This window comes from Coleofasciculus sp. FACHB-1120 (assembly GCF_014698845.1).
Classification (GTDB): Bacteria; Cyanobacteriota; Cyanobacteriia; order Cyanobacteriales; family FACHB-T130; genus FACHB-T130.
On sequence record NZ_JACJTV010000003.1, the window covers coordinates 325086 to 344835 of the forward strand.

The window sequence follows — 19750 nt, forward strand, 5'->3', positions numbered from 1 at the left end:
TGATATGTAGGGTGAGCATTGCCCACCCTACACCTTACTATTTAAGCGCTGAAGTATTTAGCCGCTGGGTGATAGGTGATAATCGCCGTTGTAGATTGTTCGGGATACAGTTGTTCGCTTTCATCCATGTGGAGATTGATGCGATCGCTTCCCAGTAACTCCAACAACTTATACTGATCCTGAATATTCGGACAAGCCGGATATCCAAAACTATACCGAGAACCCTGATAACGCTGCGCCAGAATATCGCGAATATTATCCGGTTCCGATGCAGCCAAGCCTAACTCCCGTCGGATTCGGGCGTGAAGCCACTCCGCCACAGCCTCCGCCGTTTGCACCGCCAAGCCGTGGAAATACAAATAATCGCTGTATTGATTATTTGAAAACAACTTCTGCGCGAACTCTGTCGCAATATCCCCCACAGTCACCGCCTGCATCGCAAACACATCAACCTGTCCCGACTCCACAGGTGCGAAGAAATCAGAAATACACAAACGACGCATAGACTTCTGACGAGGGAAATTAAACGTAGCGACAACATTCTTCTCTCTCTCTTCCTTCGCGTCCTTCGCGTCTTTGCGGTTTATAAATTCCGGCTCGTACAAATGCAGCGAATTTCCCTCAGCCTGACACGGAAAATACCCGTAAACAACTTGCGGATGCAGCAAATTCTCCTCTACAACCCGTTGTTTCCACTCCTTCAAAATCGGGTAAACCTTTTCCTCTAAAAACTGATTGTACTCATCGCGAGACTGTTCCTGCGGCTTGCGGAATTGCCACTGCCCAGCAATCAAAGCCTGCAAATCCAGATATTCAAACACCTCTTTTAATGGAATCTCTTCAGGCTGTAATAATTTCGTCCCCCAGAAGGGCGGAATCGGACGCTCAATTTCAATCGCTACAGCCTCAGAACGCCGCGTATCTACTTCTACAGGTTGAGCTTCTTGAGTGCTATTCTCTAATGGCAGAGAAGACGCCTCCTCGACAAGAGGTGCATGACCATTTTCCTCAACTTCATCCAAAAATCCCTGCAAATTATCCCACTTTCCAGCGGATTTCGCAGGCATTAATTTGTCCATGAAATGCAAGTCGGAAAATGCATCTTTGCCATAAATAACCTTACCTTTGTAAGTGTTTTGGCAATCTTCATAGACAAATTTAGGGGTCAGTGCTGCACCGCCTAAAATTACTGGGACGGTAATTCCTTTTTGGTTGAAAACCTCCAAATTATCTTTCATAAAAGCGGTTGATTTTACCAGCAGACCGCTCATCGCAATACAATCAGCGTTGTGCTGCTCAAAAGCATCAACGATGTTATCAACGGGCTGCTTGATGCCAATATTAACTACCTTGTAACCGTTGTTTGACAGGATGATATCCACCAAGTTTTTACCGATGTCGTGGACATCCCCTTTAACAGTGGCAATTACTACAGTTCCTTTGGCATTATTTCCAGCATCTTTCTTTTCCATCAGCGGCTCTAAATAAGCCACGGCTGCTTTCATCGTTTCCGCAGATTGCAATACGAAAGGCAACTGCATTTGTCCGGAACCAAACAACTCGCCTACAACCTTCATGCCATCTAGTAAGAAGGTATTAATAATATGCAGCGGCGCATATTTCTCTAAAGCTTTGGTTAGTTGTTCCTCTAAACCGATGCGTTCGCCATCAATGATGTGACGCTTCAGACGTTCTTCTACAGGGAGATTTTCATCACCAGAGCGATCGCGCTTTGTGGTTTTCCCTTCAAATAGCGTTGTCAATTCTCCCAGCGGATCGTAGGTGCAGATGTCTCCATCAAACTGCCGTTCATCGTAGATTAACTTGCGGCAGACTTCTTGATGCTCTGGCTCAATTTTCGCGAGTGGCAGAATTTTGCTAGCGCTGACAATTGCCGCATCCATCCCTACCACCATCGCTTCATGCAGAAACATGGAATTGAGGACAACTCGTGCCGCTGGGTTTAAACCGAAGGAAACGTTAGAAACCCCCAACATCACGTGGCAACCGGGGAGTTCATCTCGAATGCGACGGATGGATTCAATGGTCGCTTTTCCATTCGCTCGGTCTTCTTCGATACCCGTAGAAATCGGTAAGGCAAGAGTATCAAAAAATATCTCGTGGGATGGGATGCCATATTCGACAGCGGCACGGTAGGCACGTTGCGCGATCGCAAACTTTTTCTCAGCCGTCCGCGCCATCCCCTCCTCATCAATCGTCCCAATCACGACACCCGCACCGTACTTCTTCGCTAACTCTAACACCTTGAAGAAGCGCTCCTCTCCATCTTCATAGTTAGTCGAATTCAGCAGGCACTTGCCCCCGGAAACCTTCAAACCCGCCTCCATCTTTTCCCATTCTGTGGAGTCGAGCATCAGGGGTATCGTGACATTTGTTACTAACCGCGATACTAATTCGTGCATATCCCGAACGCCATCGCGCCCGACATAATCCACGTTGACATCGAGGACGTGCGCCCCTTCCCGCACCTGCGACTTTGCCAAAGAAACCAACCCATCCCAATCTTCCCCATTCAGCAAGTCGCGGCACTTCTTAGAGCCACTCGCATTCAATCGCTCGCCCACAATTAGGAATGAATTATCCTGCTCATAAGGCTGGGCGCTGTAAATTGATGCCGCCGCAGGCTCATAACTAAAGTGGCGCTCCTTTGGCTTCAGAGTTTTGCCAATTTCTGCTAATTGTTGAATATGCTCAGGGCGCGTGCCGCAACAGCCGCCAATTATCTGCACGCCCCAATCTTCTACAAAGTGCATCAGCGCCATCCGCAATTCCATCGGCGTCAGCTTGTAGTGAGCATGACCACCAATGTTTTCTGGTAAGCCAGCATTGGGAACGCAGGAAACCACAAACGGCGAGTGCTGGCAAAGATACTTGATATGTTCAGCCATCCGGTCTGGCCCGGTAGCACAGTTAAGTCCAAGAATATCAATCGGGTAACGTTCTAAAATCGTCACTACGGCGCTAATCTCAGAACCGACCAGCATCGTACCCATGACTTCCATCGTCACCGACACCATCAACGGGCGTCGTTCCCCCTTGCGCTGAAAGACTTCCTCAACCGCATTCAATGCTGCCTTAATTTGCAGCACATCCTGACAAGTCTCGACTAGAAATAAATCAACGCCGCCGTCGTAAAGTGCCTCGGCTTGCTCTTCAAAGGAAGCTTGCAGTGTGTCAAAGTCAATATGTCCCAGTGTCGGCAGCTTGGTCGTTGGCCCTATCGAACCCGCTACAAACCGGGGTTTCTCCGGCGTCGAAAATTCCGCAGCCACGCGCTTCGCTAGTTCCGCCGCCTTCTTATTCAAATAGTAGGCTTGATCCGCCAGGTCATACTCTGCCAGTACAATCGAGGCACCACCAAAGGTATCTGTCTCAATCACATCGGCACCAACTGCCAAAAAGTCCCGATGCACCTTCTCCACCGCTTCTGGTTTGGTGTGTACCAGATACTCGTTGCATCCTTCGTATTCTGGCCCTCCGAAGTCGGCGGCGGTGAGGTTTTGAGTTTGCAGGTTGGTTCCCATTGCGCCATCGAAGACGATGACAGGACGTTCAGGACTGTGGAGGCGAGTCAAGAAGGGGCTGGTCATAGATGGCGACGTCTTTATGAATAGTTAGTTGCGTTAGGCTTTGAACGATCAGCTTAATCTATTTTGCAGAATTTCTCGCTTTCGGGAGTAACTAAAACCATGAACGTGCAGACTGTAACGACGTCTTTTGTTGCATAGCAGTCAGTTCCTCAAGAAGCCAGAATCTATTTTAACCGAAATTAGTAGTTCAATTGAGAAAATCTAATCCATCAGTTTGAGAACTGCTTTGCATTTATTGAAGGCAAGACTTAGACAAAATTTGCAAAATCCCGATCCGGGGAAGGCGAGAGATCGCATCTTCCACTTAGCTTTAATAAAGCTTGAGTAGACTTTTATAAAGAATTGATGAAGAAAGCGATCGCTCCTGATTAAATCGATTTTTTTATTCGTAAAAAAAGGGTTTTTGTGAAATTAAATTATGCTGACTGTGCATCTATAAGGGGTTTTTCATGTCGTCATTTCCCCTAACGAGCATTTTCCCCAGAGACTCCTCTTAATCCCCCTTCAAAAGAGCGACTTTTCCGATTCTCCCAAATTCATCGGAGAGTTAGGGGGATTTTGAGTCTATTAACTGAATTTAGGCGATCGCTACTTGCCTCTCACTCTTCCTGCCCTCTCACCTATACTAAGCATGAATACTTACCTATATTGAAGAAAGCAGCGACGGACGCTACCGCATCCCGCTTCGCTAACGCTTGCCAGTGTAGTTAAACTGAGATAACAACGCAGCAAAAGCGCCCCAATGCAGCCTATGTCTCCTGTTACTTTTGACCGCACTCCCTGTGTTTTACTTGTCGAAACCGACGAAATTCTTGTCCAACGTGTCAGCATGGATTTGCGAGAGGCTGGATATACGACTGTGGTTGCGCCAGACACCACCAGTGGTTTTCATCAAGCTTGCGAACTTCAGCCAGCTTTAGTCGTCGTAGATAGAGTGCTAACAGGAGATTCTGGACTGAAGTTGTGCAACCAACTGAGGAATGCAGGCTCTCGTGTGCCAGTGCTGCTGTTGATGGCTCGCGATACCGTAGAAGACCGGGTTGCTTGTTTGAATTCGGGTGCCGATGATTACTTCCTTAAACCCTATCGTACCGACGCCTTTTTGCAACTGGTGCGCCTCTACTTACAGCCGGAAGCGGGTGCTAGCGAACAGTTACGGTTTGGCGAACTGATTTTAGACTTGTCCACTCGCAGAGCAATGCGGAACGGGCGAGTGATTGACCTGACGATGAAGGAATTTGAACTTCTAAAATATATGATGTCGCATCCCCGCGAAGTCTTAACCCGCGAACAGATTCTAGAAAATGTTTGGGGATACGACTTTATGGGAGAGTCGAATGTGATTGAGGTATATATCCGTTATTTGCGTCTCAAAATCGAAGAAGAGGGCGAAAAGCGCTTGATTCAGACAGTGCGAGGCGTCGGATACGTTTTACGGGAAGCTTAGGTTTTGAGTTTTGGGCGTAAATATCAAGGATTAAGGATGAATTTGGACTGGAGAGAGCAGCGCTTAAGCACATCTGCCAAAAGCGATCGCAATATGAAAAAGCAGGCAAGTTTAGTCGTCATGATGCTGGCAGTTTTGCTGATGGGATGTTCGGCATCGGTGCCATCAACCTCATCTCAGAGTGGGGAACCCGCACAGCCATTGCAGCAGGCATCGCCAGTATCAGCACCGACAACCCCTGCACGACAAGCGCAGGCATCACCGGAAGCATCACTCGCACAGAATCAGAGGGGTCAAACTTTGCCAATTTCAGCCAAGGCAACGATGGCAGGTCAAGTGATTCATCTGGAAGTAGCGCGGACACCCCAACAACAGCAAATGGGGTTAATGTACAGAACGTCTTTGGCGGACGACCGGGGGATGTTATTTCTTTTCAACCCACCGCAACCGATCAATTTCTGGATGAAGAATACGCTTATCCCGCTGGATATGGTTTTTATGCTGGATGGAGTGGTGAAAGCGATCGCGGCTGATGTCCCTCCTTGTAAAACCAGTCTTTGCCCCACCTATGGTCCCAATACACCCGTTAACCAGGTGATTGAACTCCGGGGAGGACGCGCAGCAGAACTTGGTTTGAAACCAGGCGATCGCGTGACCATTCAGTAACTCGATGCCAACACAGACAGGCTTTAGCACTCTCTTTTAGAGTTCTTATCAAGACGATTTAAAAATTTACTTTATCTTTAGACGTATTTGTCGCAAAAATAAGGTACTCTTTCCCAAGAGAGAGTTTAAGGCTGCAAATTTCAATTATTGTTACCCTTAAACCTAGATTCTCGCTTCCAGAGACATGGTTCTTCCAAGGATGAGAGTGCTTTGCCTGGGATTTGGTGTGAGGTCAGTGAAATAGATAGCTTTAGGCAAGCAAATCTCTCCTAATACAGAGGGATTCCAGTGAATTGCTAAAGAGAATATTAAGCAAAGTTCACTAGCAACAGTCCGCATTAGGATTTCAGAAACAAGTGGAGTGAGCCTAAGTTTTCAGTCTCATTCTCTAGGTCTACCCGGAAAGTATGCCTAAAGTGCTGAATCTAGTCTGAGCATTGTTGGAGTTAATACCCATACCGACTGCCGTAATTGTCACACCAGGTTGGTGATCTGTGACACTAGCGTTACAGAGAGTAGCGGCAAAATAGTATAAAGGAACCGAGTCTAGGTGGACAGATAAAATACTGACTACCATCACTCAACAAACCAGGGTTTCAATTACAAAATAGATTCTACAAAGGAGGTAAAAGCCATCATGGCACCTACAAATTTTTCTCGATTTCTCCGGTTTCTTCAAGAAGATTTAGCAATATCCAAGGCATCGATTGCGATCGCTTTGCGGCGTCGGGAACAAGATCCCGGTCCGTTGCCGATGATCCTATGGCAATACGGTTTAGTAACGTTGGAACAGTTAGATCAAATCTATGACTGGTTGGAAACTGCATAAGGCTTGATGATTCGGCGAGGAGCAAGAAAGTCATGTCAGAGCAATTGAGGGTTGGTAATATCCCAACCCATCAGCGAAGACCCAAAAAATGTTGTTCATTACAATTTATTGCACCAAAAAGAGCGGGTCAAATATTTGACCCGCTCTTTTTAGTTGTTAGTTTTTCAAATCTACTTTTTCTATATAATATGCTTTTATAAATTGCTGATTGGCGATGAGCGATCGCATTTTCTGGAATCAAGTTAATTTTTCACTATTATGACAACCTGAAACTGCAATGCTCTTTATGTTAAATCAGCAAAAGCTTCCGTTGCCAGTCTTAGCCTTTCCTTTACATTATATTCATTAGTAAGATCGCGTATTTTCACCGACACACCCAAAAAACTTTCATTATTCACTAGACGCTGATATTGTTCTTGGAATTCCTCAACATTCTGAATAGTACCTTTTTCCAGCCTTTTGGCTATACCAACCATAACCGCCTCAAACCATGTAGGAACAAATGCCTTTTCTCGCCTGAAAGCTTTAGGACCGACGCATTTATAAATTATTTCAATTGTTGGGATAAATGTTTTTATAAGTGTGTCTTTAGCCTGATACTTGAGGTGTCTGTTTTTAGTCATGTATCTATTGAGAAATTCTTTCATTGATGGCTTGTAATTGTTTCCCTCAAAATAAATTGCTAAGAAGCGTAAAATTAATTCTTGGTCTTTCTTATTTTTATCACTGTTGCCAAATATGTTACGCCAAGCCCCGTTTTTGTTCATTTGCTCAAGCAAATCATTAAATTCTCCGTGATAAATGCAACCACGAATTTCCTGGGGTTTTAGTAAAGTACCTCCCGTATTTAGCCTTTCAAAAATGTGGTAAATACTCTCTTCATTGTTATCATGTGGCTGAATAATAGTTGCCGACAAAACTGAATTGTCTAGTTGCCGTCGTTGGATATCCGTTAGTGATGTATATTTCTGACTATCAAAGTTTGAATTGACCAGTTTTAAAGAAAATGATGTCCGACTGCTTGGAAATTTACCATCGTAAAAAGATTTAAGGCTAATTAATCTTTGCTGACCGTCAAGCACCAGCAACTTGTTTGTTTCTGACTCTCTTGCCAAGAAAATGCCTGGAACTGGCAGACCAAGCAAAAGAGACTCTATCAAACGCGAAGCTTGTTTGGGTTTCCATACATAGGCACGTTGAAAATTAGGAATATATATGTCCCCATTTCTCAGACGCTTAACTATGCCATCAACATCAAAATCTGTTCGAGAAACTGATATAGAGAACCTGGAAGGGAGAATGTCATCATCTTCTTCTAAGCTTTCTTCAATTTGTGTTTCCTGTTCCTCATCTGTTAAATGTTCTGGGTGGTATGCTTCATGGTTCGGTACAAATGTACTCATACTGTAGCGTCGCTTGTGCTTGGGTTATTACCGATTATATGGCGATCGCTCTGTAGCCACCTCACAGAGTAATGCAAAATATCAAGTTTTTGGAACCATCAAGCCCTAACCGGAGCTTGATGGTAATATTGTCAATCAAGCTAGGGGTGCCTGGATTCACAGGCTGAGATTACACCCTTAGAACCTGAGTCCGGCTAATACCGGCGGAGGGAAGCTGTTAATTGAGGAATTCAATATGCGGACTGAATGGATCGCTAAGCGGCGTGGACAGAGCAACGTCTCTCAAATGCACTACGCCCGTCAAGGTGTGATTACTGAAGAAATGCAGTATGTAGCAAAACGGGAAAATCTCCCAGTTGAGCTGATTCGGGATGAAGTGGCGCGAGGACGAATGATTATCCCCGCTAACATCAACCACACCAACCTAGAACCGATGGCGATTGGCATCGCTTCGAAGTGTAAGGTGAACGCCAATATCGGTGCTTCTCCCAACTCTTCCAATCTGGATGAGGAAGTCGATAAGCTAAAGCTGGCAGTCAAGTATGGCGCTGATACCGTCATGGACTTGTCCACTGGCGGCGGCAACCTGGATCAGATTCGCACGGCAATTATTAACGCCTCGCCTGTTCCCATTGGCACAGTGCCAGTTTACCAAGCTTTAGAAAGCGTCCACGGAACGATTGAAAACCTCACCGCTGATGACTTTCTCCACATCATTGAGAAGCACGCACAGCAGGGAGTAGATTATCAAACCATCCACGCTGGGATATTAATTGAGCATTTGCCTTTGGTGCGCGATCGCATCACCGGGATTGTTTCTCGTGGCGGCGGCATTCTCGCACGCTGGATGTTGCATCATCACAAGCAAAATCCGCTTTATACCCACTTCCAAGACATCATCGAAATTTTCAAAAAATACGATGTCTCCTTCAGTCTGGGAGATTCCCTGCGTCCCGGTTGTCAGCACGACGCCTCAGATGCCGCTCAATTAGCCGAACTCAAAACGTTAGGAAAATTGACCCGCAAAGCCTGGGAACATGACGTGCAAGTGATGGTGGAAGGGCCAGGACACGTCCCAATGGATCAAATCGAGTTCAATGTCAAAAAGCAGATGGAAGAGTGTTCAGAAGCGCCCTTCTACGTGCTGGGACCATTGGTAACAGACATTGCCCCCGGTTACGACCACATTACCTCCGCAATTGGCGCAGCAATGGCAGGTTGGTACGGTACGGCGATGCTATGCTATGTGACACCCAAGGAACACTTGGGATTGCCGGATGCTGAAGACGTGCGGAATGGATTAATCGCCTATAAGATTGCGGCTCATGCTGCCGATATCGCACGGCATCGTCCGGGGGCACGCGATCGCGATGACGAACTCTCTAAAGCTCGTTACAATTTCGACTGGAACCGCCAGTTTGAATTGTCCCTCGACCCCGAACGCGCCAAAGAATATCACGACGAAACTCTGCCAGCAGATATTTACAAAACTGCTGAATTCTGCTCGATGTGCGGCCCCAAATTCTGCCCGATGCAGACAAAAGTGGATGCCGATGCTTTGACAGAACTAGAGAAGTTTTTGGCGAAAGAACCAGTAACCCAAAGCTAGTTCTTTTAAACGCAAAGTAACGCAGAGCATAATTACTTTGCGTTACTTTGCGAAAACCTTTGCTTCCTTTGCGTTGAAAAATCTTATCTAAGTTGACGCGATCGCTCCTGAATCTCTGGAATCGAAAATACTGCCTGAAACTTTAGCCCAACTGACTGATAAAACTCCGCTCCCCCCTGCTGCCTGTCTACCAGCGAAATCACCTCATCAACGCTGTATCCGGCATCTCGCAGCCGCTCAACGGCTTTCATGGCAGATTGACCCGTTGTGACAACATCTTCCAAAACGACCACTTTCGCACCCGCAGGGAGAATTGGACCTTCTATATAAGCTTGTGTTCCGTGTCCCTTGGCTTCTTTGCGAATAATTAGCGCCGGTAACAGTCGATTTTCATAAGCAGAAACCACACTCACCGCTGTCACAATCGGATCGGCTCCCAGCGTCAATCCGGCAACGGCCTGGGTATCCATCGGCAGCAACGATAACAGAATACGACCCGTTGCCAAAGCTCCTTGGGGATGGAGCGTGACTGGCTTGCCATTAATGTAGTAAGAACTGCGCTGCCCCGAAGACAGCACAAAATCTCCCTCCTTATAAGCCAGATGGCAAAATAAATCCAGCAATTGCTGGCGTAGTGTTGTTAGATCAGCAGTAGCATAAGAGCCAGTTAAATCAGCTTGGGGTTGGATTTCGTGGATCATCACTAGGACAGAAAAAGAGTAGAGCTATGACAATTTGACCAACAATCATCCTAAACTTAAACTGAAGAATAGTATTCAGCCAAAGTTGAGGGACGAGATGGGAATGCGCTTGACTAATTTAATGAGTGTGTTGGTTCTCAGTGCCGCTTCGACTGTCATTGCCTCTAGCGCGATCGCTCAGCAAACATCGATTCCGGACTTGTTTAATCGAGCGATCACTGAAAAATCTAAAGACTTTTTCGGCAACGAATCTACCCGGCGAGATATAGATTTCATCATTGGCCCTAGTTTCCCGGAAAACGAGATCGAGCAAGACGCTAAGACACTAGATAACCTTTATCGGGAGCTACTCTGGCAGCAGGTTTCCAGTGACTTTATTATTCGCACTCCCGATCTTCCTAATCCTTTCAACACCTCAATTCTGCAAAGTCCGGCTATTAATGTAAACGTTACGGGTACTGGTAGACCCTTAACAGGCAGTGAGTTCGTATTTGAGAACCCTCCACAGCCGTAAATCAGAAAAAGAAGGAAAGGCAAGCAAACATTGCTTGCCTTTCCTTCTTTTTCTGCCTTGTGGCGATTTAAAGTTGAAGCTTTTCAAAATTCATAGGACGAGATTTAAACAAGCGTGCAGGGCTTATTTTTTATAAATTCTATTTTTTGAATTGACGTTAAGCTTCCAACTTACTTTGTTCAGTTGCTCTCCAGCATTTTGAAATATCTAGCGTTTTGGATAGTCTCCTATAATTTCCCATAAAAGTAAATTATCAAGATAATTCAATTAATTGGTTTCTTAAACTCACGCTCCGTTAGTAAGCTACATTCATCCTGAGCGCTAGCGCGGTTCTGGGGAATTTGCTTCAAAGATATTGAATTTATTGGAATGCGCCCTACCGGAATCGAACCAGTCTGAAGGCGAATTATGAGTTCGCTGCCTCCCCAATCGGCCAAGGGCGCGTGATTGATTTCCTCGCCAGCAATACTGGCTGGATTGTTATTTTATACAATTATGCACGCTAAGTCCACTCGAAAGCGGATGCGTAGTATGATTCCTGATAACAAATTATAAACGCTGTTTTCTAAAATAGAGATAAATTAGCCCCGTGACATTGAGTGATTCGCTATCATAGGTTCCACTGCTGTCAGTCCTAAGCTATGGATAGCAGTTAGTCAGTGTCGCGGCAATTTTTGTAGCTTGAGCAACCAATGAAACTAAATTCAACTGTCGCACTTACGTTAATTTTGCTTGCCATGATGTTAGGTGCTGGCTTTGTAAGTGCGATGTGGGGGTTTACTGTAGGTCATGAAGCCCTTAAAGGAGTAACACAGCCGGATGTGCGCCCTACCAATAAATTGGCTGGCACCAAGCGGGCAACTCCTGGTAAAGAAGGACTGGCAATTTTGCGCGAGGCTGATATCGTAGCAAGTGCCAGAGCACAAATGAGTGGCAAGGCTAAACCCGTTATTAAGCCGGTACAAGAGCAAACCAAAAGCAACACCGAGCCTAGCACTCCTGAGCCAACCTCTGAGCCGGAAAGTAAACAGCAAAATTTCCCGATTACAAGTCAGGACAAGGGGGTGAAGTTGGAGATCGGCTCAGCGCGTCAGCAAGGAGGATCTTTGTTGCTGAATGTGAGTATGAAGAATGAAGGAGGGAATGCTGTACGGTTTCTGTATAGTTTCTTGAATGTAACCGACGACCAAGGTCGAGCTTTAAGTGCTGTGACTGAAGGTTTGCCAGGAGAATTGCCACCAAATGGGCAAAGCTTTTCGGGGACAGTGAGTATTCCCACGGCATTATTGGAAGATGCTAAGCAGCTTTCTTTGACTCTGACAGATTATCCCGATCAAAAACTCCAGCTAAAAATGTCTGGAATTCCAGTGGTGAAGTAGGCGTTAGGAGTTAGGTGGTAGGTAATAGGAGCTTTTTGTGTACTGTAACTGCACAGTGGGTAGTAGATTCTACCCACTCCTCATTACCGACTACCAATTACCGACAATTCGTTGCCCATTGCCCAATACCCAATACCCTGGTGACGGATGGATACCCCCGTGTTGGCGATCTTGACGGTGAATGCTTTTCCTAGGCTCACCGCGCAAGACGTTTTGCTGCGATTATTATCGGTGCTACTGCTAATTGCGATTAATGGTTTTTTTGTGATCGCTGAGTTTTCGATAGTTTCGGTGCGGCGATCGCGCATCAATCAGCTAGCCGAAGCGGGCGATATTCAGGCAAAAACGGTTCAAAAATTACAACGCAGCATCGATCGGCTGCTTTCTACGACTCAGCTAGGGATTACTCTCTCTAGTTTGGCTCTCGGCTGGATAGGCGAGAGTACAATGGCAATTTTAGTATCCGCTTCAATTGCCCACTTGCCTCTGTCTTGGACGGTCAAAGCAGCGATCGCTCATTCCCTTTCAGTGCCAGTTGCTTTCTTCCTGATTGCCTATCTGCAAATTGTTTTGGGTGAACTCTCCCCGAAATCAGTGGCGCTGCTTTACTCAGAGCAGATGGCAAGGTTTTTGGGACTTCCAATCAGAGCAATCGACCGCTTTTTTAACCCGTTTATCTGGATTCTCAATCAATCAACCCGCTTGCTCTTGCGGCTGGTAGGCATTCAGTACACCGGACAAGGCTGGTATGCGCGCGTTACCCCCGAAGAATTGCAAATGATTATCACCACAGAGCGCGAGTCTACAGGACTGGAAGCCGAAGAACGAGAGTTGCTCAACAACGTGTTTGAGTTTGGTGAGGTGTTGGCGGAAGAGGTGATGGTTCCCCGCACCAGCATTGCCTCTATTCCCTGTGACGCCACTTTTCAAATCTTTCTAGATGAAATTACCGCCACGGGTCACTCCCGCTATCCCGTCACCGGAGAATCCCTCGACGATATTCGCGGCATTATTTACTTCAAAGAGTTAGCTGAACCTCTCGCCAAAGGCGAACTAACCCTAGATACAGCGATTCAGCCTTGGATTAGACCCGCTCGATTTGTGCCGGAAGGACAGCCTTTAAGCGAACTTTTGCCAATGATGCAGCGAAGTCACCTGGCAATGGCAATCGTTGTGGATGAATTTGGCGGCACCGCTGGGTTAGTAACAATTGAGGATTTAATTGCTGAAATTATCGGCTACGAGCCAAAATCTGAGGATAAAGAAGAGTTCGCTGTACAAATTTTGGATGAGCAAACTTTTCTGGTGCAAGCACAGATGAATTTGGAAGAAGTCAACGAATTTCTCGATCTCAACTTGCCTCTGATTGATAAATACCAAACTTTGGGCGGCTTCGTGCTTTACCACTATCAGAGAATTCCTACTCAAGGCGAAACCCTGCGCTTTGACAACCTTGAGCTGAGCATCGTTTCCGCTGAAGGTCCACGACTGCACCAAATTCGCATTCACCGACAACAGGAGACGACATTTCCTAGCAACGAAGCCAACGGGTCTGATGGCTTAGATTCTGATACATTAAATTCTGATATAGATGCCAAGGTTGCAGGGGATGACACCGAGGAATCCGAAATGACAAATCAGGAATCAGGAGTCAGCAGAAATTTTGAATGATTCTGATATAGATGCCAAGGTTGCAGGGGATGACACCGAGGAATCCGAAATGACAAATCAGGAATCAGGAGTCAGCAGAAATTTTGAATGATAGCGTTTGGATTTCAACTTGCCACCCGTTTAAAGCTGGGATATGTCCAGTTTTAATGACTCTTCGCTGCATAGGGAAGCGGATCTTGTAATCCCAGCTCAGCAAAAGCAGCTAGACGTAACTGGCAGGAATCACAAACGCCACAAGCCACTTCGCCTCCGGTATAGCAAGACCAGGTTTGCTCCCAAGGAACGCCTAACTGATTTCCGAGCTGAATGATTTCCGTTTTTTTTAGGTCTATTAGGGGCGTCATGATACTAATCGGCTGTCCTTCTCGTCCCTGTCTCGTTCCCAGTCGAAAGACTTCCTGCATTGCTTGGACATAATCGGGACGGCAATCTGGATAGCCAGAATAATCTAAAGCATTAACGCCAATATAAACCCGCTGGGAGTTGATAGTTTCTGCATAAGCGAGGGCAAAGCTCAAAAAGATGGTATTTCGGGCGGGGACATAGGTCACGGGGATACTTTGAGCCATTTCATCAAGCGATCGCCCTTCAGGTACGTTAATGGCACTATCTGTGAGCGCAGAACCGCCCCAGAGACGCAAATCAAACGCCACTACCTGATGTTCTCGTACACCAGCCATGTGAGCGATTGCTGTCGCAGACTCTAACTCTCGCTGGTGGCGCTGCTGGTAATCAAATGAAATGGCATAACACTCACAGCCATCAACCTTTGCCTGGTACAGTACCGTCGAAGAATCTAACCCCCCAGACAACAAAACAACCGCTTTCACTTCCTAGCCCCCTCATCCCCAGATTTTTACTTCTGCCAACTTTCAGATGTTTCCCACCATCACTTCTTGATAATTGACCGCTCATTGGCTACTAAATTCCTCAGCCCTCAAGTCCTCGACCCGCAACCCTCAATTCTCAGCCCTCGCCAAATGGACGGGAGAGAAAGTGACACATTTACCAGTTGCTGATTTACAAACCTCAACAAAATGGAAGATGAGCTAAGTCTCACAAATTTGAGAAAGTTAGACACAGCTTTGAAATTCTTCACAAAAGAAGGCACTATGATACCATCTGGATCGTCTCAAGCGACTAAACGTTGCCAATTGATTTAATCCTAGTGGTGGAGGAGCATACAGGAGTGCAAGATAGCATGCCAGCAAGACAGCCAGACGCTCATCAGCAGCGTAACCAGCCTCAACCAATCCGCATTGGCGTGATTGGAGTCGGCAATATGGGACAGCATCACACCCGCGTTCTGAGTCTGCTTAAAGATGTTGAACTGGTTGGTGTATCAGATATTAATGTTGAACGGGGTTTGGATACTGCGAGTAAGTATCGCGCCCGCTTTTTTGAAAATTACCATGACTTACTCCCCTATGTAGACGCTGTCTGCATTGCCGTTCCGACAAGGCTGCATCACGAAGTTGGCATGACTTGCCTGCAAGCAGGGATTCATGTCTTGATTGAAAAGCCGATTGCCGCTAGTATTGCCGAGGCTGAATCCCTCGTCAATGCCGCAGCCGAATCTCACTGTATTCTCCAAGTAGGGCACATTGAGCGGTTTAATCCGGCTTTCCAAGAACTCAGCAAAGTTCTGAAAACAGAAGAATTGCTTGCCCTAGAGGCTCATCGCATGAGTCCTTACTCACAACGGGCTAACGATGTTTCTGTAGTCTTGGATCTGATGATCCATGATATTGACCTGCTGCTAGAACTCTCTGCTGCGCCGGTGGTTAAGTTAACAGCCAGCGGTAGCCGCGCCGCTGATTCTGGCTATCTAGATTATGTGACTGCTACCCTTGGCTTTGCCAATGGAATTGTCGCTACGCTAACAGCTAGTAAGGTGACACACCGCAAAATTCGTCGCATTGCTGCCCATTGTAAAAATTCTCTAACTGAGGCAGATTTTCTCAACAATGAAATTCTGATTCACCGGCAAACGACTGCCAATTATATGACAGATTATGGTCAGGTGCTTTACCGACAGGATGGGTTAATTGAGAAAGTCTACACCAGTAATATTGAGCCACTTCACGCGGAGTTAGAGCATTTTGTTAACTGCGTGCGCGGTGGGAATCAACCCTCTGTAGGCGGCGAACAGGCGCTTAAGGCGTTGCGTCTGGCGAGTCTGATCGATCAAATGGCTCTTGATGGTCAGGTTTGGCAGCAACCAGATTGGGATTGTCGGTGTCTGAGTTCTCCGGCTGTAGCTGTTTCCTTTTAAAAAATTAAAAATTAAAAATTAAAAATGGAAGGGGTGTTGTAGAAGTAGTGTTAATTAGCTTGGAAACCTTTGTATAACAGAGCTTCTACTACTGATTAACACTATATGTTTACCACTACCAAAATAAAAATTCCGCGATTTTTAATTTTTAATTTTGCATTTTTAATTGATTGAGCGATCGCCCAATTTCTTCATTAATCAGCTGATTTCCTTGAGGGCTGAGATGGATATGATCTCGGTACAGGGTTTCTGGCTGCTCTTTTGAATTGAAAATGGGCAGAAAATCTATGTAGGCAATCCGCTGGTTTTGGGTTAAGTCAATGAGGCGCACTCGCGCTTTTAGTTCATAATCACGGGGACCCGGTTCACCCACTTCCCGCTTTAGGGGCGTCATTGCGAGCAAGAAGCGGGCACCTTTTTGCTGTGCAATTGTCTGGATTTCTTGAATGGCTTTTAAATTAAAGCCAACGCGATCTCCTGATTCCGCGTTCACTGCTTTCATCTCTGGTACTGGCGGTGCCTTTAACAAATAGCGGCTGAATGCCTCTACAAGCGCTAGGGGCGGTTTTTGGTTGGGGTAATTGCGATCGCGCCCTACAGGGATTGAAGTCGGCGCAGTCCCGAACAGATCGTCAGTATTAATCAGCAATACGACTACCTGAGCGTCGAACGTGCCAAACTGCTTTAGGTACGCTAATTCATTGCGTGGACACCAGGAGTTCGCTGAAGCGTTGAGAACTTCTACCTGGTTGAAAGTTTTACTATCGATAGATGATTGCAACTGCTGAGTCAGCATGGCTGAAAGTGTCATAGCCTGATCTGTCCACCAGCCACCATTTGCGATGGAATCTCCTAACAGCAGCACCCGCCATGTAGATTCTGGGCGAGTTTCTGTTGTTGTTGGGCTTCGCATCGAAAACTGATTAATTTCTATCAGATTGCCAAACCTGCGAGTCCGCTGATTTGGCGCTAATAAATATCCAATCTGTTCATCGGCAATATAAATTAAGGGATTTCCAAAACCAAATAACAGCCGCAATCCCACCTCTATCGCCAGTACCAACCCCACAATAACTGCCAAAACAATCAGCGCGATTTTCATGGATAATTCCCGGTGTACATAGATCGTGAACCGATCTAGCTTAGATATTGCAGCACTTCAGTTTTACAGTCTTAAAAGTCGCTCCCATCTTAACCCAACCCATTGATGACCCATTCGGGTGATAGACGAATTTTCCATTACCGGCTAACCTAGTCATGAGTACGATATGTTTACAAATCGTTGTCTAGCTCCGAGCCAAGGAGGATCGCAGCCTTATGTCAGACTTGAACCGTGGAATTATGAAGTTCGAGGGAGCTGATAGCCCAAAAGCGATCGCCATCTCATCCGTGTTAGTTTTGGGCGGTATTGCTTTCCTCGTCTGGTGGGCACTCCATTCAGCCTACGCTATGTAACCCGTTACTAAACCGAGGCAACCACCGATGCTGATGAAGCCATAAGTTCAATTGATGGGTTATCTCAAAGTTTCTGTAAAACTCCCTTGTTCAGGGAGTTACTTTGTTATTTAACCCAAAATATCTTTCGTGTATCTTTATGCCCTCAGGCTGCATGGGGCTATACAAACATTTCGCTCGACTAAAGACAAGTGAAAAGTTTTCAAACCCACAGAGATGGGTTTGGTAGTGTAGCCGTGATTTAAAGCCTCTGGATGCAAGATACAAGTTTTTCAGAGTCTCTTTTTGAAATTGACTCTGGAATTTTTATTGGCTATTTTTCATCAAAAAAGAATTATGGCAAGCATTCGGGATATCCTCGATTATTATCGAAAATATCGGATAGTCGCGCTTTTAAGTATTACGGCATCTAGCCTCTTTGAAATCATCGATCTCGTAGTTCCTTACACCATTGGGCAGATTCTCAACGTGCTGTCCAGTCAACCCTTGGATAAGGGATTGCAAAAGGCGATCGCTCTCGTTGCTGAGGTTAGTAATTTACCGGCAAATCGATTCCTCTCTCTGTCTGTGCTGATGGGATTAATCTTGTTAGTCACCGTCGTTAGAGCGCCGATTCAGCCTTGGTTCAGCCTTTGGTTTCACTGGGATACAGCTTTGCGATCGCGTCGAGATCATAGCATAAAAGTCCTAGAAAAAATTGTCACTCTACCGCTAGAATTCTACGAAGAAAACAACCCCGGACGGATTGCCGGACGAGTCGCTAGAGGACTCGCTAACCACACCTGGACTTATCCTGAAGTCGCTGGACAGTTGATTCCTAAACTTGTCCGAGTGCTGGGCATCTTTGCGATGATCTGGTTAATTGAGTGGCGAATTGCCGCAATTTTCCTAATTTCCTTCATCTTCATCCTCAGCTTTACCCTCAAAGACCTCAAGCAACTGAGCGATCGCGAACAGAAACTAGATCGATATCAGGAAAATACCGAAAGTCGTACTTCAGAAATTATTACCAACATTAAAACAGTCAAAGCCTTCGCCACAGAACAGACAGAACTAGAGCGTCAACGACAGCGGCTAGAACGGGAGTTCAAAGTCGTTGACTACCGCATCCATAGAGGTTATGTCATCCTAGCTACTACCCAAAGGACAATCATCCAGTTTTGTGTCTTTTTGGTACTCGGTTTGACCCTCAGCGCCACCTTACAGGGAAAGATTTCTCTAGGACACTTCGTTACCACGTTGACAGTCTCCAGCATGGCGTACTCAGAGCTAGAACCTATCAGCAACCTGGCTGAGATATTTGCTCGTCGCTATGCCTCCATGCTCCGTTTCCACGAGTTCATGCACGTACCTGTAGGCGTAGATGCGGTCATTCTGTCTCAAACCAGAACGCAGACGGCAGAAGGAGGAACTCAGGATTCTCGTGGTTCTGAATTGTCCTATCAATTTACCGGCAAAGTCGAATTTTCCCATCTGAGCTTTGGCTATGACAGCGATCGCCCAGTTTTAGAAAACATCAACCTACTCATCGAACCTTATCAAACTGTAGCGCTGGTCGGGCGTTCGGGGTCGGGTAAGTCTACCTTAGTCAAGCTTCTGTTCCGGTATTTTGAACCCCATCAAGGTCAGATTTTAATGGATGGTCAAGACATTCGCACTTTGGATGTCACTGGCTATCGGCGGCGTCTGGCAATTGTTCACCAGGAAGTAGATATTTTCAACGGGACTTTGCTTGAAAACCTTACCTATGGCAACCCCAAAGCTACGGTTGAACAGGTTCAGGAAGCTTGCCGCATTGCCAGAGTAGACGAAGTCATTGAGCATCTGCCGCAAGGGTACTACACCGTTGTTGGAGAGCGGGGAATGCGCCTGTCTGGGGGACAACGACAGCGCTTGGGAATTGCTAGGGCACTCTTGGTCGATCCAGATATCCTCATCTTTGATGAAGCAACTTCTAGCCTCGACTACGAATCTGAGCGCTCAATTCAGTTGGCAATGCGTAGCATCCTCGGCACCCGCACCACCATTATCATTGCTCACAGACTTAGTACCATCCGGGAAGCAGACAAAATTGTCGTTCTCGATCAAGGTCAAATTGTAGAAGTCGGTAGCCATGCTGAACTACTGCGCCACGAAGGGATTTACCGACGTTTGCACTCCCTACAAGAAACAGGTGAGCTACTCTAAAGT

General features: G+C 46.2%; 15 protein-coding genes, 1 tRNA gene and 1 riboswitch. Of the genes, 10 read left to right on the forward strand and 6 right to left on the reverse strand.

The genetic code is table 11. From position 1 onward, the window contains the following. Window positions 1-41: 41 nt before the first annotated feature. Window positions 42-3611: a methionine synthase gene (gene metH, locus H6H02_RS05165; protein WP_190815295.1), complete on the reverse strand. Its 3570-nt coding sequence runs from the start codon at window positions 3609-3611 to the stop codon at window positions 42-44. A gap of 751 nt (window positions 3612-4362) precedes the next feature. On the opposite strand from metH, the gene nblR reads away from it, so the two are divergent. The 3 genes from nblR (at window position 4363) to H6H02_RS05180 (ending at window position 6553) form a co-directional block, all read left to right on the forward strand. Further along, window positions 4363-5058 (forward strand): response regulator transcription factor NblR, encoded by a 696-nt coding sequence (gene nblR, locus H6H02_RS05170; RefSeq protein WP_190815296.1) that lies wholly within the window; start codon window positions 4363-4365, stop codon window positions 5056-5058. A 93-nt stretch (window positions 5059-5151) separates the two neighbouring features. Continuing rightward, entirely contained in the window at window positions 5152-5724 is a 573-nt protein-coding gene (locus tag H6H02_RS05175; protein WP_190815471.1) for a DUF192 domain-containing protein, read from the forward strand. Window positions 5725-6361: 637 nt separating this feature from the next. Continuing rightward, window positions 6362-6553, forward strand: a complete 192-nt coding sequence (locus H6H02_RS05180; protein ID WP_190411931.1) for a DUF2949 domain-containing protein — start codon at window positions 6362-6364, stop codon at window positions 6551-6553. A 284-nt stretch (window positions 6554-6837) separates the two neighbouring features. Here the strand turns inward: H6H02_RS05180 and H6H02_RS05185 are convergent, their stop codons facing one another. After that, window positions 6838-7956 carry a DUF262 domain-containing protein gene (locus tag H6H02_RS05185; protein ID WP_190815297.1) on the reverse strand — a complete coding sequence of 373 codons (1119 nt, stop codon included), beginning with the start codon at window positions 7954-7956 and terminating at the stop codon, window positions 6838-6840. A gap of 132 nt (window positions 7957-8088) precedes the next feature. Beyond that, window positions 8089-8185: riboswitch (TPP riboswitch) on the forward strand. A gap of 6 nt (window positions 8186-8191) precedes the next feature. On the opposite strand from H6H02_RS05185, the gene thiC reads away from it, so the two are divergent. Next, on the forward strand, window positions 8192-9565 hold the full coding sequence (gene thiC, locus H6H02_RS05190; RefSeq protein WP_190815298.1) for a phosphomethylpyrimidine synthase: 1374 nt from the start codon (window positions 8192-8194) through the stop codon (window positions 9563-9565). An 83-nt stretch (window positions 9566-9648) separates the two neighbouring features. On the opposite strand, the gene pyrE is transcribed toward thiC, so the two are convergent. Beyond that, window positions 9649-10266 (reverse strand): orotate phosphoribosyltransferase, encoded by a 618-nt coding sequence (gene pyrE / locus H6H02_RS05195; RefSeq protein ID WP_190815299.1) that lies wholly within the window; start codon window positions 10264-10266, stop codon window positions 9649-9651. A 103-nt stretch (window positions 10267-10369) separates the two neighbouring features. On the opposite strand from pyrE, the gene H6H02_RS05200 reads away from it, so the two are divergent. Further along, the gene (locus H6H02_RS05200; protein WP_190815303.1) at window positions 10370-10780 is read left to right on the forward strand and encodes a hypothetical protein; all 411 of its coding nucleotides are present in this window, start codon (window positions 10370-10372) and stop codon (window positions 10778-10780) included. A 370-nt stretch (window positions 10781-11150) separates the two neighbouring features. Here H6H02_RS05200 and H6H02_RS05205 read toward each other — a convergent pair. Further along, window positions 11151-11223 (reverse strand) — tRNA-Met (locus H6H02_RS05205). Between the two features lie 249 nt (window positions 11224-11472). Between H6H02_RS05205 and H6H02_RS05210 the strand changes: the two genes are divergently transcribed. Both H6H02_RS05210 and H6H02_RS05215 read left to right on the forward strand, forming a co-directional pair. Further along, complete coding sequence (locus H6H02_RS05210; protein ID WP_190815304.1) at window positions 11473-12159, forward strand: hypothetical protein; 687 nt, start codon at window positions 11473-11475, stop codon at window positions 12157-12159. Between the two features lie 147 nt (window positions 12160-12306). Next, entirely contained in the window at window positions 12307-13830 is a 1524-nt protein-coding gene (locus H6H02_RS05215) for a hemolysin family protein (RefSeq protein ID WP_190815305.1), read from the forward strand. Window positions 13831-13973: 143 nt separating this feature from the next. Here the strand turns inward: H6H02_RS05215 and queC are convergent, their stop codons facing one another. Further along, entirely contained in the window at window positions 13974-14660 is a 687-nt protein-coding gene (queC, locus tag H6H02_RS05220; protein ID WP_190815309.1) for a 7-cyano-7-deazaguanine synthase QueC, read from the reverse strand. Window positions 14661-15031: 371 nt separating this feature from the next. Here queC and H6H02_RS05225 point away from each other — a divergent pair, with 371 nt between their 5' ends. Continuing rightward, window positions 15032-16105: a Gfo/Idh/MocA family oxidoreductase gene (locus H6H02_RS05225; RefSeq protein ID WP_190815311.1), complete on the forward strand. Its 1074-nt coding sequence runs from the start codon at window positions 15032-15034 to the stop codon at window positions 16103-16105. Window positions 16106-16253: 148 nt separating this feature from the next. On the opposite strand, the gene H6H02_RS05230 is transcribed toward H6H02_RS05225, so the two are convergent. Next, the gene (locus H6H02_RS05230) at window positions 16254-17207 is read right to left on the reverse strand and encodes an SGNH/GDSL hydrolase family protein (RefSeq protein WP_190815313.1); all 954 of its coding nucleotides are present in this window, start codon (window positions 17205-17207) and stop codon (window positions 16254-16256) included. A gap of 215 nt (window positions 17208-17422) precedes the next feature. Between H6H02_RS05230 and H6H02_RS05235 the strand changes: the two genes are divergently transcribed. Beyond that, on the forward strand, window positions 17423-17560 hold the full coding sequence (locus H6H02_RS05235; protein ID WP_190411922.1) for a hypothetical protein: 138 nt from the start codon (window positions 17423-17425) through the stop codon (window positions 17558-17560). A 336-nt stretch (window positions 17561-17896) separates the two neighbouring features. After that, entirely contained in the window at window positions 17897-19747 is a 1851-nt protein-coding gene (locus tag H6H02_RS05240; protein ID WP_190815315.1) for an ABC transporter ATP-binding protein, read from the forward strand. Window positions 19748-19750: the final 3 nt, after the last annotated feature.

Coding starts and splice junctions, on each gene's coding strand:
- H6H02_RS05210 (WP_190815304.1), top strand. CDS start 11,473: ATGAAACTAAATTCAACTGTCGCACTTACGTTAATTTTGCTTGCCATG.
- H6H02_RS05215 (WP_190815305.1), top strand. CDS start 12,307: ATGGATACCCCCGTGTTGGCGATCTTGACGGTGAATGCTTTTCCTAGG.
- H6H02_RS05200 (WP_190815303.1), top strand. CDS start 10,370: ATGCGCTTGACTAATTTAATGAGTGTGTTGGTTCTCAGTGCCGCTTCG.
- pyrE (WP_190815299.1), bottom strand. CDS start 10,266: ATGATCCACGAAATCCAACCCCAAGCTGATTTAACTGGCTCTTATGCT.
- H6H02_RS05240 (WP_190815315.1), top strand. CDS start 17,897: ATGGCAAGCATTCGGGATATCCTCGATTATTATCGAAAATATCGGATA.
- H6H02_RS05185 (WP_190815297.1), bottom strand. CDS start 7,956: ATGAGTACATTTGTACCGAACCATGAAGCATACCACCCAGAACATTTA.
- H6H02_RS05225 (WP_190815311.1), top strand. CDS start 15,032: ATGCCAGCAAGACAGCCAGACGCTCATCAGCAGCGTAACCAGCCTCAA.
- metH (WP_190815295.1), bottom strand. CDS start 3,611: ATGACCAGCCCCTTCTTGACTCGCCTCCACAGTCCTGAACGTCCTGTC.
- H6H02_RS05180 (WP_190411931.1), top strand. CDS start 6,362: ATGGCACCTACAAATTTTTCTCGATTTCTCCGGTTTCTTCAAGAAGAT.
- H6H02_RS05175 (WP_190815471.1), top strand. CDS start 5,152: ATGAAAAAGCAGGCAAGTTTAGTCGTCATGATGCTGGCAGTTTTGCTG.
- H6H02_RS05230 (WP_190815313.1), bottom strand. CDS start 17,207: ATGAAAATCGCGCTGATTGTTTTGGCAGTTATTGTGGGGTTGGTACTG.
- nblR (WP_190815296.1), top strand. CDS start 4,363: ATGTCTCCTGTTACTTTTGACCGCACTCCCTGTGTTTTACTTGTCGAA.
- H6H02_RS05235 (WP_190411922.1), top strand. CDS start 17,423: ATGTCAGACTTGAACCGTGGAATTATGAAGTTCGAGGGAGCTGATAGC.
- thiC (WP_190815298.1), top strand. CDS start 8,192: ATGCGGACTGAATGGATCGCTAAGCGGCGTGGACAGAGCAACGTCTCT.